The organism is Bailinhaonella thermotolerans, from assembly GCF_003594875.1.
Taxonomy (GTDB): Bacteria; Actinomycetota; Actinomycetes; order Streptosporangiales; family Streptosporangiaceae; genus Bailinhaonella; species Bailinhaonella thermotolerans.
This window is the reverse complement of sequence record NZ_QZEY01000023.1, coordinates 77,813-93,485: the sequence shown is the minus strand read 5'-3', so window position 1 is coordinate 93,485 and position 15,673 is coordinate 77,813. Positions and strand designations below refer to the sequence as shown.

General features: G+C 74.8%; 16 protein-coding genes and 1 pseudogene. 8 read left to right on the top strand and 9 right to left on the bottom strand.

Annotation, left to right across the window (positions count from 1 at the left end; translation table 11 throughout):
• Positions 1-165: 165 nt before the first annotated feature.
• The 3 genes from D5H75_RS42335 (at position 166) to D5H75_RS36400 (ending at position 2,633) form a co-directional block, all read left to right on the top strand.
• Positions 166-774 (top strand): isoamylase early set domain-containing protein, encoded by a 609-nt coding sequence (locus D5H75_RS42335; RefSeq protein ID WP_202638854.1) that lies wholly within the window; start codon positions 166-168, stop codon positions 772-774.
• Positions 775-852: 78 nt separating this feature from the next.
• Positions 853-1,305, top strand: coding sequence for a CBS domain-containing protein (locus D5H75_RS36405; protein ID WP_202638853.1), 453 nt, complete (start codon positions 853-855; stop codon positions 1,303-1,305).
• Between the two features lie 47 nt (positions 1,306-1,352).
• Complete coding sequence (locus D5H75_RS36400; RefSeq protein ID WP_119931152.1) at positions 1,353-2,633, top strand: ArsB/NhaD family transporter; 1,281 nt, start codon at positions 1,353-1,355, stop codon at positions 2,631-2,633.
• 158 nt (positions 2,634-2,791) lie between these two features.
• On the opposite strand, the gene D5H75_RS36395 is transcribed toward D5H75_RS36400, so the two are convergent.
• From D5H75_RS36395 to D5H75_RS36390, 3 genes are all read right to left on the bottom strand, one after another.
• On the bottom strand, positions 2,792-3,040 hold the full coding sequence (locus D5H75_RS36395) for a hypothetical protein (protein ID WP_119931151.1): 249 nt from the start codon (positions 3,038-3,040) through the stop codon (positions 2,792-2,794).
• A 26-nt stretch (positions 3,041-3,066) separates the two neighbouring features.
• Positions 3,067-3,276: a hypothetical protein gene (locus tag D5H75_RS41035; RefSeq protein WP_147425402.1), complete on the bottom strand. Its 210-nt coding sequence runs from the start codon at positions 3,274-3,276 to the stop codon at positions 3,067-3,069.
• A 179-nt stretch (positions 3,277-3,455) separates the two neighbouring features.
• Positions 3,456-3,860 (bottom strand): DUF4345 domain-containing protein, encoded by a 405-nt coding sequence (locus D5H75_RS36390; protein WP_202638852.1) that lies wholly within the window; start codon positions 3,858-3,860, stop codon positions 3,456-3,458.
• Positions 3,861-4,006: 146 nt separating this feature from the next.
• Here D5H75_RS36390 and D5H75_RS36385 point away from each other — a divergent pair, with 146 nt between their 5' ends.
• The 3 genes and pseudogenes from D5H75_RS36385 to D5H75_RS42615 all read left to right on the top strand — a co-directional run bounded on the left by D5H75_RS36385 (position 4,007) and on the right by D5H75_RS42615 (position 6,251).
• Positions 4,007-4,546, top strand: a complete 540-nt coding sequence (locus D5H75_RS36385; RefSeq protein ID WP_119931149.1) for an isochorismatase family protein — start codon at positions 4,007-4,009, stop codon at positions 4,544-4,546.
• Between the two features lie 209 nt (positions 4,547-4,755).
• A pseudogene (locus D5H75_RS44540) lies at positions 4,756-5,019 on the top strand (hypothetical protein); the annotation flags it as partial.
• Positions 5,020-5,645: 626 nt separating this feature from the next.
• On the top strand, positions 5,646-6,251 hold the full coding sequence (locus D5H75_RS42615) for a DedA family protein (RefSeq protein ID WP_119931148.1): 606 nt from the start codon (positions 5,646-5,648) through the stop codon (positions 6,249-6,251).
• A 151-nt stretch (positions 6,252-6,402) separates the two neighbouring features.
• Here the strand turns inward: D5H75_RS42615 and D5H75_RS36370 are convergent, their stop codons facing one another.
• Positions 6,403-7,077, bottom strand: coding sequence for a TetR/AcrR family transcriptional regulator (locus D5H75_RS36370; RefSeq protein WP_119931147.1), 675 nt, complete (start codon positions 7,075-7,077; stop codon positions 6,403-6,405).
• A gap of 63 nt (positions 7,078-7,140) precedes the next feature.
• On the opposite strand from D5H75_RS36370, the gene D5H75_RS36365 reads away from it, so the two are divergent.
• The gene (locus D5H75_RS36365) at positions 7,141-7,947 is read left to right on the top strand and encodes a thioesterase family protein (RefSeq protein ID WP_119931146.1); all 807 of its coding nucleotides are present in this window, start codon (positions 7,141-7,143) and stop codon (positions 7,945-7,947) included.
• Positions 7,948-8,125: 178 nt separating this feature from the next.
• Here the strand turns inward: D5H75_RS36365 and D5H75_RS36360 are convergent, their stop codons facing one another.
• A complete protein-coding gene (locus tag D5H75_RS36360) occupies positions 8,126-8,605 on the bottom strand; it encodes a pyridoxamine 5'-phosphate oxidase family protein (RefSeq protein ID WP_119931145.1) in 480 nt (159 codons plus the stop codon).
• A gap of 279 nt (positions 8,606-8,884) precedes the next feature.
• Between D5H75_RS36360 and D5H75_RS36355 the strand changes: the two genes are divergently transcribed.
• On the top strand, positions 8,885-11,371 hold the full coding sequence (locus D5H75_RS36355; RefSeq protein ID WP_147425401.1) for a DUF4132 domain-containing protein: 2,487 nt from the start codon (positions 8,885-8,887) through the stop codon (positions 11,369-11,371).
• A gap of 106 nt (positions 11,372-11,477) precedes the next feature.
• On the opposite strand, the gene D5H75_RS36350 is transcribed toward D5H75_RS36355, so the two are convergent.
• The 4 genes from D5H75_RS36350 to D5H75_RS36335 all read right to left on the bottom strand — a co-directional run bounded on the left by D5H75_RS36350 (position 11,478) and on the right by D5H75_RS36335 (position 15,584).
• Entirely contained in the window at positions 11,478-13,127 is a 1,650-nt protein-coding gene (locus D5H75_RS36350) for a hypothetical protein (RefSeq protein ID WP_119931143.1), read from the bottom strand.
• Complete coding sequence (locus D5H75_RS36345) at positions 13,124-13,879, bottom strand: ABC transporter ATP-binding protein (protein ID WP_202638850.1); 756 nt, start codon at positions 13,877-13,879, stop codon at positions 13,124-13,126. Before D5H75_RS36345 ends, D5H75_RS36350 begins: the two co-directional genes overlap by 4 nt.
• Positions 13,876-14,472: a TetR/AcrR family transcriptional regulator gene (locus tag D5H75_RS36340; protein WP_202638849.1), complete on the bottom strand. Its 597-nt coding sequence runs from the start codon at positions 14,470-14,472 to the stop codon at positions 13,876-13,878. The genes D5H75_RS36345 and D5H75_RS36340 overlap by 4 nt, the downstream gene beginning before the upstream one ends.
• 176 nt (positions 14,473-14,648) lie before the next feature.
• Positions 14,649-15,584: a hypothetical protein gene (locus D5H75_RS36335; RefSeq protein ID WP_119931140.1), complete on the bottom strand. Its 936-nt coding sequence runs from the start codon at positions 15,582-15,584 to the stop codon at positions 14,649-14,651.
• Positions 15,585-15,673 lie beyond the last annotated feature (89 nt).

Genomic DNA, 15,673 nt, shown 5'->3' with positions numbered 1-15,673 from the left:
CGGCCGTCACGCCGCCTCCGCCGCCGGCCCGGCCGATCCGCCCTTCCCAGATCTCCGGTAATTTCTCCGCCCGGTCCCCGTCATGAACGCAACCTTCGGACATTTAGGGCGCGTCCTCCTGGAGAGGGCCGCATGGGGCGGCACCGACAAAAAATGGGGGATACGATGATCGATCGCAGCGGTCCCGACAAGAACGGGATGGTTCGGCTCACCTTCATCCTGCCGGCGCATCAGAGCGGGAGTCCGGTGTCCGTCGTGGGCGACTTCAACGACTGGGATCCGTACGCCCACCCCATGAAGCTCGGCGCCGACGGCACCCGGCGGGTGACCCTGAAGGTGCCCGCCCGGGACCGCGTCCGCTTCCGCTACCTCGGCCACGGCGGCCGCTGGTTCGACGACCCCGACGCCGACGAGCACGACGGCCGCGACGGCCTGCTCCGCATGCTCCCGCCCGAGGACGAGGCCGCCCGCGACCTCCCGGAGGGTACGCCGGAGGAGCGCGTGGCGGGCCGCCGTACCGCCACCCGGAGGCAGCGGGTCCGGGGCGGGCGGGTGGCCGCCGCGATCCACCACGCGACCGCCCCGCCGCTGGAGGCGGAGCCGGACGAGCTGGACCCGCTCGCGGAGCCGCTCACCGAGCCGCTGGTCAGGCCGGAACCGGCCCGCGAGCCCTCGCGCACCGAGCCCGACCCGCGCGTGAACACCGCGCAGGCCGGGCCCAAGGCCAAGGCGCCGGCGAGGAAGGCGCGGTCCCGCCGTCCGGCCAAGGTCTGAGCGGGGTCACGGGGGCTTCCGCCACCGCCCCGGGCGGGAGCCCTCCCGGCGGGCGGGCGTCTGCGTTAGCGTCCAGGAGTGCGCGCACGAGACCTGATGGCCGGTGAGGCCGGATTCCCCGCCGTCCGGCTGGACGACGACGCCCTGGACGTCACAAGGCGGCTGGCCGAGCTCCACCTGCCCGGCCTGATCGTGGTTGACGACGAGAACCGGCCGCTCACGATCCTGCCGGGGTCCCAGGTGCTCCGCTTCCTCATCCCCAGGTACGTCCAGGACGACCCGGCGCTCGCCCGCGTGATCGACGAGTCGCACGCCGACCGGCTGCGCGCCAACCTGGAGGGCAGGCGGGTCGCCGACCTGCTGCCGGCCGAGAAGCTCCCGCTGCCGCTCGCCGACGCCGACGACACCGCCCTGGAGATCGCCGCGCTGATGGCGCGGACCCGAAGCCCCCTCGTCGCGGTCGTCGAGGACGGCCGCCTGCTGGGCGTCGTGACGTCCACGGGCCTGCTGGAGCGCCTGCTCGCGGGTTAGGCGGCACCGCCTCGGACCGGCGTCCGGCCGCCGGTTAGGCTGCGGCGATGATCGCTGTCCTCGCCGTGGCCGTGTTCGTGGTCGTCTACGCGCTGATCGCGACCGAGAAGGTCCACCGCACCGCCGCCGCGCTCGGCGGCGCCGGGCTGCTCCTGCTCGTCCACGCCACCGACGCCGAGGCCGCGTTCTTCGACGAGGACTCGGCGATCGACTGGAACGTCATCTTCCTGCTGCTCGGCATGATGGTGATCGTCGGCGTGCTCCGCATGACCGGGGTCTTCGAGTACGTCGCGATCTGGGCGGCCAAGCGCGCCCGCGGCCGGCCGTACCGGCTCATGGTCATGCTGCTGGTGATCACAGCGGGCGCGTCGGCGCTGCTGGACAACGTGACGACCGTGCTGCTGATCGCGCCGGTGACGTTCCTGGTGTGCGAACGGCTGGCGCTGCCGGTCGCGCCGTACCTGATCGCCGAGGCCATCGCGTCGAACATCGGCGGCACGGCCACGCTCGTGGGCGACCCGCCGAACATCATCATCGCCAGCCGGGCCGGGCTGACGTTCAACGACTTCCTCGTCCACCTCGCGCCGCTCGTGGTGGTCCTGATGGCGGTCTTCCTGGCGATGTGCCGGTGGCTGTTCCGCCGGTCGTTCGCGTACGACCCGGAGCGGGCCGCGGCGATCATGGAGCTGAACGAGAAGGAGGCGATCACCGACCGGCGGCTGCTGTGGCAGTGCCTGGCGGTGCTCGGGGTGGTGCTGGCGGCGTTCGTGCTGCACCCGGTGCTGCACTACGAGCCGTCGGTGGTGGCGTTGCTGGGCGCGGGCCTGCTCGTCGCGGTCACGAAGGTGACCACGCAGGAGGCCATCCGGGACGTGGAGTGGCCCACGCTCGCGTTCTTCATGGGCCTGTTCGTCATGGTCGGCGCGCTCGTGCACACCGGCGTGATCGAGAAGGTCGCGCGGGCCGCCGCCGAGGCCACCGAGGGCAGGCTCGAACTCGCGACGATGCTGATGCTGTGGGCGTCGGCGGGCCTGTCGGCGATCATCGACAACATCCCGTACGTCGCGACGATGAGCCCGATCGTGTCCGAGCTCGTGCAGGCCAACGGGGGCGGCGAGTGGGGCGTGCTGTGGTGGGCCCTCGCGCTCGGCGCGGACCTGGGCGGCAACGCGACCGCGATCGGGGCCTCGGCGAACGTGGTAATCCTGGGCATCGCCGAGCGCAACGGGCGGCGCATCAGCTTCTGGGAGTTCACCAAGTACGGCCTGGTCATCACGTTCGTGACGATCCTCGTCTGCACGCCCTACCTCTGGCTGCGCTACCTCTGACCCGGGTACGGCGCGGCGCGGGTGTGGCGCGGCTGTGGCGCGGGCGTAAGCGGGCGCCTGCCGTACGGCGGGCAGGCCGCACGGCGGGGCATGGCCGCATGGCGGGGCATGGCCGTGCTGCGGGGCATGGCCGTACGGCGGGGGCCGGGGCGCGGCGGCTACTCGAAGAGCGAGTGGCCGCCGCGGCGCTTGGACTTGCGCCAGAGGATGACCACGAGGTCGATCAGCGCGATCACCGCGAACACGATGAAGATCCACATGAGCACGCGCAAGCCGGCCCACGCCGACAGCCACGCGAAGAACGCCGTGGCCACCATGCCGAAGATCGCCAGTCCCAGGCGCAGATTGAGCGCCGTGTAGGGCCTGTCGTGCGTCCCCCGCCGTCCCCTCGGCTGTCCGGGTTCCATCCCGGTCCCCCCTCGTTCAGGCGCGATCAGGGGAAGTCGCGCTCGTTCGGCCCGGCGGACTCGGGGAGCACCCGCCCCTTCTTCCCCGGGTCGGTGCGGCCCTTCTCGTCGGGCTCGTTCCCGCCCCGGTATCCCGCGCCCTCGTCCCGCCGGCCCTCCTCGGCGCTGTCGGCGTCGCGGTTCACCACGCTCTCGGGAAGCGGGCGATCGTAGTCCTTCGGTCGTCGCTGACCCATCACTCCCCCAACGTCTCGACTGCCCCCTCCGCCCTACCCCCCAGGCGGAAACTATGCGCCGCCGGTCAGGCGAGGGGGCGGCCGAGGGCGCGAGCCGCGCGGCCTGGCGGGGGCCGAGCCGTACGGCCGCGCCGGGGGAGCGCCGAGCCGTACGGCCGGGGGAGCGCCGAGCCGTACGGCTAGGCGGGGGCGGGGGCGGGGTCGCGGGCGATGAGGCGGTTCTGCCACAGGACCAGGGCGGCCGGGACGACCAGCTCGATGCCGATGAACGCGAGGTACAGCGGCTCGGAGGCCCCGGCCGCGGCGAGGGAGAGGAGGCGGGCGAGGCCGCCTGCGAAGGTGGCCGCGCAGACGACGCGCACCGCGCCGGTGGCGTGCGGCGCGCGCCGTACGGCGGACAGCAGCACCAGGCCGAGGGCGAGCCAGACCCCCGCGAAGAACCGGTAGTTGTTGTCCAGGCTCGCGTTGATCCGGTGGTCGCCGGGCACGGCGAACGGGCCGAGGGCGAGGTCGATGCCGGCCGTCCCCACGATGACCAGCCCGAGCAGGACCAACGCCCCCTGGAACGCACGCCGCGCCGTCATGAGGACCGCCTTTCCGATGATCATCAGGCCGTCGCGAACGTACCATGCGGCATGGTATGTCCAGCATTCGGGTCCGGCGGCCCGGCCCCGCCCGGCGCGGAGGAAACGAGAGGCGGGGCCCGCCGCTTCCGGCGTACCGTCGGGGCATGGAGAGCGCGCTGCTCGTGATCGACATGCAGAACGTGTTCCTGGAGACGGCCCACGACAGGGAAGGGCTGCTCGGGCGGATCGCCGGCCTGGCGGCGAGGGCCCGCGCGGCCGGGGCGCCCGTCGTCTACCTCCGCCAGGACGGGGCGGGCAGCGGGGCCGTGCCGGGCACGCCCGGCTGGCGGATCCACGACGCGGTGGCGCCCGAGCCGGGGGACGTCGTGATCGGCAAGATCGGCGCGGACGGCTTCCGCGGCGGCGACCTGGACGCCCGGCTGCGCGGGCTGGGCGTCCGCACGCTCGTGGTCACCGGGTACGCCACCGAGTTCTGCGTGGACTCCACGGCGCGCGCCGCCCTGACCCACGGGTACGACGTGGTCCTGGTCTCCGACGGCCACGGCACGTTCGAGCGGCCCCCCGGAGTCGCCGCGATCACCCCCGAGCAGTCCATCGCCCACCACAACCAGGTGCTCTCCGTCCTCATCCAGCCCCCGGGCCGCCTCACGCTGACGCCCGCGGCCGAGGTCCGCTTCGCCTGAGGAGCGGCCGGCCCGAACCGGTCGATGCGCGCGCATGGGCGGTTCACCTCGCGGAGGTAAGGTCGAGGCCCGCGAGGTGAGGACGCCCCCGATGGCCCTTACGCGCATGCTCTCGCTGGTCTCCGGCGCCCTGTCGGCCCTTCCCGGCCCCCTCCGCGCGGGGCCGCGCCGCGTCTGGAGCGGGGCGTAGGTGCGCGTGGGTCAAGGCGTTCCGCGACGCCGGCCACGTCGTCGCGGTGACCGGGGACGGGGCGAACGACGCGCCCGCGATCCGGCTGGCCGACGTGGGGATCGCGCTCGGCCGGCACGCCACCGCCGCCGCCCGGGCGGCCGCCGACGTCGTGGTCACCGACGACCGGATCGAGACGATCACGGTGGCGATCGTGGAGGGCCGCGCGATGTGGGCCTCGGTGCGCGATGCTTTGGGCATCCTGCCCGGGGGCAACGTGGGCGAGGTCGCGTTCGCGGTGGGCGGGTCCCTGCTGGGCCGGGCCAACCCGCTGAACGCCCGTCAGCTCCTCCTGGTCAACCTGCTCACCGACATGCTCCCGGCCATGGCGGTCGCCGTGCGCCCGCCCACCGGGGCCGACCCCGAACGCCTGCTCGCCGAGGGCCCTGAGGCGTCGCTCGGGTCGGCGCTGGACCGGGTGATCGGGCTGCGCGCGTTCATCACCGCGCTCGCGCCGTTCCTCGCCGGGCTGCTCGACCGCGTCGCCGGGGGCCGGGTCGCACCCGGAGACGGTCGCCCTGATCGCGCTGGTGCCGGCGCAGCTCATGCAGACGGCCGCGGTGAGCGGGGCGACCTCGTGGTGCTCGCGTCCGCGGGCGTCTCCCTGGCCGCGCTCGCCCTCATCGTGTCCGTGCCCGGCGTCAGCCACGTCTTCGGCCGCCGTCCCGTCGGCCCCCGGTCCTGGGCGATCGCCCTGGGCAGCGCCGGCGCGACCACGGCGGGCGGCCCGTCCTCTCCCGCGCCGCGAGCTGACCCCCGTACGGCGGCGCGGACCGCTCATGCCGTACGCCCGGGGATGGGCTTCCGCCGCCTCATGGGGCGAAGGGGGCGCCGGGGTATGAGTGGCGATCTGGGGGGAATGGGGGATTGGTGCTCGACTCGCTGGTCGAACTCGCCCGCCAGGCGATCACCTCGCCCTGGATCTACCTCGCGGTGTTCGCGTTCGCGGCCGTGGACGCGTTCCTGCCGCTGCTGCCCAGCGAGAGCCTGGTCATCGCGGCGGGGGTGTTCGCGGCGAGCGGCCGGCCGAACCTCGTCCTGCTGCTGCTCGCCGCGGCGGCCGGGGCGTTCGCGGGGGACCACGTGTCGTACTGCATCGGCCGCCTGGGCCGCCGCCCCGTGAACCGCGTCAAGCCCGGCACCCGCCGCCACCACCTCACGCGGTGGATCCGCCGCACGCTGGAACGGCGCGGCGGCCTGATCATCATCGTGGCGCGCTACATCCCCGGCGGCCGGACCGTGACCACGGTGACGGCCGGGGCCCTCGGCTACCCGCTGCGCCGGTTCAGCCTCTTCGACGCGCTCGCCGGCCTCTCCTGGGGGGCGTACTGCTCCCTGCTCGGATACCTCGGCGGGAAGACCTTCGAGAAGAACCCCCTGCTGGCCGCCCTCTTCGGCTTCGGCGTCGCCCTGCTGATCACCCTCGCCGCCGAGCTGGTCCGCCACCTCCGCTCCCGCCCCCGAACCCCCGCCTGACGCCGGCCGCGAACCCTGGTGGCGGGGGAGGACCACGCCGTCGCCGTACGCCGGCGGATGTGCCCGGCCGGGCCGCGTGCTCGCCGGGCGGGCGCGACCGGCGGGGCCGCGCGACCGCCGTACGCCTGTGGACGCGGCCGGGGCGCCGCCGTCAGCGGGTGGGAAGACCGGCCGCGAGGGCGTCGAGCCGCTCGGTGAGGACGGGCGTGGTCCAGGGGGTGCGGCGGGGGATCCGGGAGCTGAGGGCGGCCCCGAAGCCGGCCATGGCCACGGTCTCCTCGATGAACGCGTCGAGGTCGTCGGGCCAGGGGAAGCCGGGCTGGGCGATGAGCAGGGAGACGCAGCCGTGGACCGCCGCCCACAGGCTGAGGGCCAGCTTCTCCGGGTCGCCGCGGAGGGCTCCGGCCTCGACGCAGGCGGTGACCGACTCGACCATACGGCGGTGGCAGGCGAGGGCGGCGGTGGTGGCCGGGGAGCGCATCATCAGGACGCGGTACTGGACCGGGTGCGACAGCGCGAACCTCGCGTAGGCGATGCCGGCCATGCCCAGCGCCCGGAACGGGTCCCGGGCGCGCGCGGCCGCCGCGTTCATGTCGCTGTCGAGCTGGTCCCAGACGCGTAGGCAGACGGCCTCCAGCAGCGCCTCCTTGTCGGCGAAGTGCAGGTAGACCGAGGGGGTGGTCACCCCGGCCCTGCGGGCCACGGCGCGCAGGGTCAGCGCGTCCTCCGTGCCCGACTCGATGAGCAGCGCCTCGGCCGCCGCCAGGATCTCCTCGCGCAGCAGCGGGCCCTCGCCGGGCCGCGCGCGAACCCGTCTGGTCGTCATGGACGTCACATTGACGCCGTCAGGATGACAGTGTCAACCTGATGTTGGACGAAAGGAGCGCAGATGGCGCATTTCGCTGCGGCCACGGCGGTACGGCACCGCGACGGGGGCCCGGAGTTCGACGTCGAACTGGATCCGCAGTGGGCGATCGGCGAGAAGCTGCACGGGGGCTACCTGCTGGCCGTCCTCGGCCGCGCCGCCGGAGCCGTGACGCCGGACCACCCGCACGTCACCGCCGTCAGCGCGACGTACGTCACGCCGCCCGAGCCCGGTCCCGCCGTCGCCCGGGTCGAGGTGCTGCGCTCAGGCAAGACCCTGACGCAGGTGCGCGCCGGTCTCCTGCAGGAGGGCCGGTCGCGCGTGGAGGCCCTGTTCACGATGGGCCGGCTCACCGACGAGGACCCGCACTGGACGGACCTGCCGCCGGTGAAGGCCACCCCGGAGGAGAACTGCTTCCTCTCCCCCGAGGACCCGCCCGGCGCCGGTCTGCGCGTCCCGCTGATGAGCGTCGTCGAGCTCCGCCTCGACCCCGAGCACCTCGGCTTCGCGCTCGGCAAGCCGTCCAACCGGGGCCTGCTCACCGCCTGGATGCGCCTGGCCGACGGCTCGGGCTGGGACCCGCTCAGCCTGCTCGTCGCCCTCGACGCGCTCCCGCCGGTCACCTACGACCTGGGCATCCCCGGCTGGGCCCCGACCATCCAGCTCACGGCGTATGTCCGCCGCCTGCCCGCCGCCGGGCCGATCCTGGTCAGCCAGAAGGCCGGCGAGGTCGGCGGCGACCGCATGGACGAGGTCTGCCACGCCTGGGACTCCAAGGGCCGCCTGGTCGGCCAGGCCACGCAGTACGCCGCCGTCCGCGTCCCGGCCTGAGCCGCCCGCGCCCTGGGCCGCCCGCGCCCTGGGCCGGCCGGATTCCCCGAGCCGCCCGCGCCCATCGGGCCGGGCCGCCCGCACCCGGTCCGCACCCGGTCCGCACCCGGTCCGCACCCGGTCCGCACCCGGGCCCCGGCCGTGCCCCCGTGCCGGCCGGGGCGGGCCGGCGCCGGGGTCACTTGCGCTCGAAGGTTCTCCGGCCGTCCGTCTCGGACCAGTGGTCGATCAGCATGGACTCGGGCGGGTCGCTGAGCCGGATCCAGGTCAGCTCCCGGATGTCGGCCCGGAACAGGTGCGCCTCCCCCGACGGCACCGGTGCGATCTTGGCGATGAGCTCCGGGTCGGTCACCTCGACCGCCACACCGCTGATCTTCGCGTCGCCCTCCCAGCCCGCCGGGTCGGCCTCGATGTCCGGCGCCGGCGCGCTGTGCAGCGCGAACCGCGGGTCGCGCCGCAGGTCCAGCGCCTTGCGCGAGCCGTACATCATGCCCATCCACAGCTCGCCGTCCACGATGTCGAACTCGACGCCGCTGATCCGGGGCGAGCCGTCTCCGCGCAGCGTCGCGAGCATCTTGGTCTTGTTCTTCGAGAAGATGCCGAGCGCCGTGGCCGCCAGCTCGGGCTCGGCCCGCTCCACCGCTTCCCAGGTCGCCATCAGGGCCTCCTTCCCCGTCTCCCCAGGTTCTCCCGGCCTCCCACCCTGCCATCCGCCACCGACAAAACCGCGCCCCGCCCGGACCCGCGCCCCCGGCCCGGGGAGGGGTTTCCCGGCCCCGCGCCCGCCCGCCCGCCGGGCCGCGCCGCCACCCCGCCGCGTGGCCGTACCGGAAATGTCGGCAGGCCCCCCTACTGTGCCGCTCATCTTGATCAACTTTGGTCGTCAAGGCGTCGAAGGGACACGCTGTGGCACGGTTTGCGCGGGTGGGTGGTTGACGTGGCGTCGCTCGATGAGGACCTGCCCCCGGAGGCGAGGGGCTGGCTGGACGAGGTGCCGGCCGAGGACCGGCGGCTGTTCGGCCTGCTCGACTCGGTCCAGGACCGGCTGCACGACCTGACCGACCCGTCCGTCTTCCCGGAGATCGCCTACGGCAGGCCGGCCGCGGCGTTCACCGGGCGGGAGTGGCGCGCGCTCGGCCTGTGGGTGCAGTTCCGCATGCTGACCTGGCGCGTCAGCCCGTGGCGGGGGAGCCCGCTGTCCGCGCACCTCAAGCAGCTCGCCGCGACGGTCGGCCGCCGCCGGCTCGCCTGGCCCGCCCGGGAGCTGGCGCTGCTCTGGCGCGTCGCGGCCACGCCGCTCGTGGACGGCACGACCCACGAGAAGATGTTCGCGATCCCGCTCACCGCGACCCGCCGCCTGCCCACGGGCGAGCAGGCTCCGTACGTCGCGGAGATGCGCCGCGCGGCCGAGCTGCTGGCCGCCTCGCCCGGCTGGGCCGCCGACTCCCTCACCCGGCGCCGCCTGGACGACCTGCTCGCGGTGCACATCCCCGAGCCTCCCGCCGTGGCCGCCGCCCGATTGCTCAGGGCGGCGGACGCGTTCGCGGTGACGATGGCCGAGGAGTACGGCGAGCGCCTGGGCGCGCCGGCGATCATGCCGCTGCTCCGCCACTGCGCGACCGCGACCACCGCGAGGCCCGGGGACCGGTGGCTCGCGACCGCCGCGGACCTGCTCACGCGGGACGCGCCCGCCCTGGTCCGCGACGTCCTGACCGCCCTCGCGCGGCACCGCGAGAGCGCCGTGGACCGTTCCACCCCCGTCTACCTGCACCACGACACCGCGGTCCTGCTGCGCGGCCTCATCTGGACCTGCGAGCTGATCGAGGCCGGCTGGGTCGTGCCCGTGCTCGGCGACGTCGCCGTGGCCACCGGCACCGGGATCGGCGGCTCCGGCCCGAACTCCCGCAGCGAACTCCTGGCCAACGCCGCCGTCGCCGTGCTCGCGGGCCACGGCGGCATGGCGGCCGTCGCCCAGCTCGCCCGCGTCCGTGCGCGCGTGCGCAGGCGGTCCCTCCTGGCGACCGTCGCCAGGGCACTCGCCGCGGTCGGCGCGCGCGAGGGCCTCAGCCCCGACCAGCTCCTGGAGCGCACCGTCCCCTCCTTCGGCCTCGGCCCCGGGGGCGTACGGCGTGAGCCCGCCGGCGATCACATGATCGAACTCGCCCTGGACGAGCCCGGCCCGGCCCTGCGCTTCCTCGACGCGGACGGCAAGGTGCTCAGGAACGCCCCGAAGGCCCTCAGGGAGAACCACGGGGACCTGCTCGCCGACCTGAAGACCGCGCTCAAGGAACTGCGCGGGACCCTGGCCACCGAACGGGCCAGGATCGAGGACGCGCTCGTGCTCGGCCGCGAGTGGACCTGGGCCGAGGCGCGGGAGCACTACCTCGACCATCCGGTGACGAGCCACCTGGCCCGCCGCCTGATCTGGCAGGTGGACGGGCGGGGCGCGGGCCTGCCCGAGCCCCGCGACGGCGGCTGGGAACTGGTCGCCGCCGACGGCGCGCGGCTGCGCCCCGCCGACGGGGCGACCGCGCGGCTGTGGCACCCGCTCACCGCGACCGATGAGGAGGTGCGCGCCTGGCGCGACCACCTGATGGAGACGGCCTGGCGCCAGCCGTTCAAGCAGGCCTTCCGCGAGGTCTACCCGCTCACCCCCGCCGAGCGCGAGTCGGGGACCTTCTCGCGCCGGTTCGCCGGCCACGTCCTCCGGTACGGCCAGGCCAAGGCGCTCCTGGACGGGCGCGGCTGGACGGGCGTCTCGCTGGGCCACTGGGACGCGGCGGGCGGCTCCGGCCGGTGCGAGGCGGTGCTGCGGCGGGGGAGCCTCCTGGCGGAGCTGCCCATGTGGATCCCCGAGGAGGCGTGGGACGACGCCGACCACGACCGCCCGGCCCAGGTCTGCGTGATCGGCGAGGTGCGCTTCTACCGGCGGCGCGGGGAGGGCTGGCTGGAGCGGCCCCTGGAGCGGGTGCCGGAGCTGATGTTCTCCGAGACCATGCGGGACATCGACCTGGCCGTGGGGGTCTCCTCGATCGGCACGGACCCGGCGTGGACCGGCCCCCACCGGGAGTACTGGCGGGAGTCGGGCTTCGGCGAGCTCACCGAGTCCGCGACGACCCGGCGCGACGCCCTGGCCCGCCTCCTCCCCCGCCTCAAGATCGCCGATCGGGTGGAGCTGGACGGCCGCTTCCTGCGGGTCCGCGGCGAACTCCGCACCTACAAGATCCACATTGGCTCGGCCGGCGTCCTCATGGAGCCCGACGACGCCCACCTCCGCGTCGTCGAGGTCCCGGCCCCCGCCGCCAGCGTCTTCCTCCCCTTTGAGGAGGACGGCCTCCTCGCCGCCATCCTGTCCAAGGCGTACCTCCTGGCGGACGACATCGCCATCACCGACGAATCCCTGACCCACCAGATCTGGTCCTGACCTCCACCCCCTGCGCTGATCTCGCGATTCGCGCCCTCCCCGGCGCCACCCGATGCTTCAGGTGGTACCGGCGGACGACGCGAGATCGCGAGGTCAGCGCGTTCTCTCAAGAGGTCTTGGCCCTGGCCTGGGTGAGGGCCTTGCGCCAGGCGTCGCGGGCCTTCTGGGCGGCCGTCGCGGGGCCGCTGCGGAGGGCGAGGAGGAACTCGTCGCCGCCGCGCGTCAGCCGTACGATCGCGATCCGGCCGGGCAGCCACACGCCCGCGGCGGCGATCAGCGCGCTCGCCACGAGCTGGTGGAGCCAGGAGGACGGGTCGCCGCCGACGAGGAGGAGCAGCAGGCTCGGGGCGGCGCACGCGGCGCCGACGGCGATCCACAGCAGCATCTGCTGGCCGGACGGGTCGCCCGCGCGCTGGCCCAGCTCGGTGCGGTGGCGCGCGTCCATGCCGACCGCGGGCATGGTCACGCCGAGCAGCACGATCATGCCCGCGCCCACGCCCAGCCCAGCGACCGCCGCGCCGACCGCGACCGGCCCCGCCCACCAGGCGCCGGTGAGCGGCAGCGACACCACGGTCCACACCAGCGCCGGGACCGCGAACAGCAGGCCCCAGGCGAGCTGCCGCCCGCGCACGTCGGCCCGGATCGCGCGCGGCGTGAGCAGCGTCTGCCAGAGCGCCGTGCCGTCCAGGGCGTACAGGTTCACCGAGGCCATCGCGGCGAACATCGCGATCAGCGCCCCGACGGACGGCAGCGCCCAGGTCCACCCGGACAGGCCCGCGATCACGCCCATGAGCGCGGGGGTGAGCAGCCCGTGCCGCAGCTCCAGCGCCCGCGCCGGGTCCCGCCGCCACGTGATCAGCTCCCGCGCCGCGACCGCGCCCACCGGGCTCCGGCCCAGGATCGAGGCGAGGTACGGCTCGCGCCCGCCGCCGGTGGCCGCGACCGGCCGCGAGGGCGGCAGGGAGAGGCGGCGCACCATCAGGACCCGCCAGAGCGCGGCGAGCGCCACCGCCAGGACCACGAGCAGGGCCAGGAACACCGCGGCCCCGCCCAGGTCCCCGGCCACGGCGGCCCGCGCGGCGCCCATGCCCCAGCCCACCGGGGACCAGGTCAGCACGTCCACGACCCCGGCGGGCAGCCCCGACTTCGCCAGCGCGAGCAGGTCGAACGGGGCTCCCCGCTGCCCTGGCCCGGGCACGACGGGCGCCGCGAACGGGATCCAGCCGGCGAACGCGATCGCCAGCATCAGCGACATCTGGAACGCGGCCACCTCGACCCCGAACCGGGTGCGCATGACCCCGCCGATCAGCAGCACCATCGTCTTCGAGAGCAGCACGAGCACCGCGAGCTGCCCGGCCACGGCCACGACGGCCACGGCCACCGCGAGCCCGCCCGCCGGGGCGGCGTACACCACGATCGCGGCCAGGGCGATCAGCGTGACCAGCGGCCCGACCCCGGCGAACTCGCTCGGCAGCCACGCCCGCGCCACCTCGCGCGGCCGGGCGGGCAGCAGCCGGAACCACTCGGTCCGCAGCACGCCGCCGTGCGCGCCCGCCTGCGTCAGCGGGCCGATGATCCACATCAGCCCCCACCCGGCGAGCGCCGCGAGCACCCAGTCCGGATGAACCAGGGGCGACCGCGCCAGCCAGATGACTCCGCCCGCGAGCACCAGCCCGACGCACAGCGCGAACCCGCGCTCCTCGTTCGGCCCGTGCGTGAGGATGCGGCCCTTCAGCCCGAGGATCGTCGTCTTCATCGCTCACCCAGCCACGACAGAGTCCGTACGGCGACGCGCTCGGCGCCCACCAGGTCGATGAAGCGGTCCTCCAGGGACCCGTCGGCGCGCACCTCGTCGAGCGTGCCGTCGGCCACGACGCGGCCCGCGTGGACGATCGCCACCCGGTCGCACAGGTTCTCCACCAGCGCCATGACGTGCGACGACAGCACGACCGACCCGCCGCCCGCGACGAAGTCGTTCAGGATGCCGCGGATCGTCGCCCCCGAGACCGGGTCCACGGCCTCGAACGGCTCGTCCAGCACGAGCACGCGCGGCCCGTGCAGCAGCGCCGTGGCCAGCAGGATCTTCTTGCGCATGCCGGTGGAGTAGTCCACGACCAGGGTGCGCTCGTCCCCGGCCAGGCCGAGCACGTCGAGCAGTTCCTCGGACCGCTCGGCCACCACGCGCCGGTCGAGCCCGCGCAGGCGGCCGATGTACCGCAGCAGCTCGCGGCCGGTGAGCCGCTCGGGCACCGACATCGAGTCGGGGAGCACGCCGAGCAGCTCCATCGCCTCCTCGCGCCGCTCCCACACGTCCACGCCGAACACCCGGGAGCCGCCCGAGGTGGGGCGCAGGAGGCCGACGCCCATGGTCAGCGTGGTCGTCTTGCCCGCGCCGTTGGGGCCGACGACGCCGTAGAAGCTGCCGGCCGGGACCCGCAGGTCGACGCCGTCCACGGCGAGCTTGTCCCCGAAGCGTTTGGTGAGCCCCGTGAATTCGAGTGCGTTCATGCCCGGCATCCCTGGTCGTAGAGGTCGGCGATCTCGCTCGCGTAGTGAGCGATGTCGAAGGTGGGGTCGGCGGCGAGCCGGTGCGCGGCGGCGTCGATGGCGCGGCGCAGGGAGAAGGCCACCGCGTGAGCGTCGAAGTCGCGGAACTCGCCCGTGCGCTGCCCGTGCTCCAGCATGGCGGCGGTCGCCGCGATGATCGGCTCCTCGGCGGTGACGTCGTACCGGAGCCGTCCCTCCTCGTCGCGGAGGTTCGGCAGGATCTCGGAGAGGGCGCGCATCTCGCGCCAGTGCTCGGCGACGAACTCCAGGTTCGACTCGATGTAGGCGCGCAGCATGCCGCGCGCGGTGGTCTCGGCGGCGATGCGCGGCTGCATCCTCTCCGAGCCCCGGAGGAAGACCTCGCTGACGATCGTCTCGACGACCTGGGTCAGCACCTCGTCCTTGCCGGAGAAGTGGTACGAGATCAGGCCCTTGCTGATCTTGGCTCGCCTGGCGATGGCGGCCATGGTGGTCCGCTCCCAGCCGACCTCCGCGAGCAGGTCGATGGCCGCCTCCAGCACCCGCCGCCGCCGCGCCTCCTGCACCAGGCTCACGTCGCGCCCGCCTCCGATTCCGGCTCCGCTCCCGGTTCCGGCCGTCCGGGTCCGGCCGTCGGGGCCCGGCTTATCGTCCTGGCCGGTCGGCCAAGCTTTTGGCCGTGCGGCCAGTTTCTTGGCCGTGCGGCCAAATTAACGGGTGCGCGATTCACCGTCAATAGGGATGGATCGCCTCAATCCAGGGCGTTCAGGAGCCCGCCGAGCGTGCGGGCGAGCCCGGGCAGCGCCTCCGGGGACAGCGCCAGGCCGTACCCGGGCAGCCGTTTGGCCAGGCCGGCGAGGGTCGCGGGGTCCGGGCCGGGGCCGGGCAGGAACTCGTCGAGCTCCGGGTGGTCGGGGTCCGCCCGCTGCGCGTGCCGGCCCAGCTCCGTCGCCGTCTCGTACGGCGTGAGCCGCGCGGGCCCGTCGCCGGAGCCGCCGAGGCGCAGGAAGACCAGCGCGCCCAGGTCGGCGTACGGCGCGACGCCCCGCCCGAGCAGCCCGGCGATCTCGGCGGGACGGTAGACGGCGTACGGCGCGTCCGGCGGCGGGTCGGGCACGGCGGCGCCGGCGCGGCGCAGGAGCGGCGCCGACGCGGCGCGGATCCAGACGGACCGGGGCCAGCCGAGGCCGAGGACCCTCCCGCCGTCCTCGCCCAGCCGCACGGACAGGTCGTCGTTGGACAGCAGGCGCGCGGCCGGGCCCGCGGAGGCCAGCAGGGAGAGCGCGGTCGTGGTCTTGCCGCCGCCCGCGTCGGCGAGGAGGGCGACCGCGCGGCCGTTCCCCAGGTCCACGGCGGAGGCGTGCAGGTACAGGTCGCCGCGCCGGGCCAGGCGGCGGCGCAGGACCGCGCGGGCCAGCCGGAGCGCGTCGGAGGGGTCCGCGGGATCGGCCACGAGGACCCGGTTGGGCTCGTCCACCAGCGCGCCCGTGCCCGGCAGCACCCGGATCAGGTCGCTCAGCGGCGTGTGGCCGGCCCCCATGGAGACGGTCCACTCCCCGTCACGCGGCTCGTCGGCCCGGCTCGGGGTGAGCCACGGGTGCGCCCGGCCGGCCACCTCCACCACCGGCGCGCGCGGCCCGGCCACCCGCACCGAGACCCCGTCCCGCTCCAGCCGCAGCCCGACCACCGCACCCGCCCGTCTCGCACTCCCAGGCCCTGACCAGCCCGTTCGACCATCCGAGCGTACGCCCCCCACCCAGCCCCCGCCCCCGAACC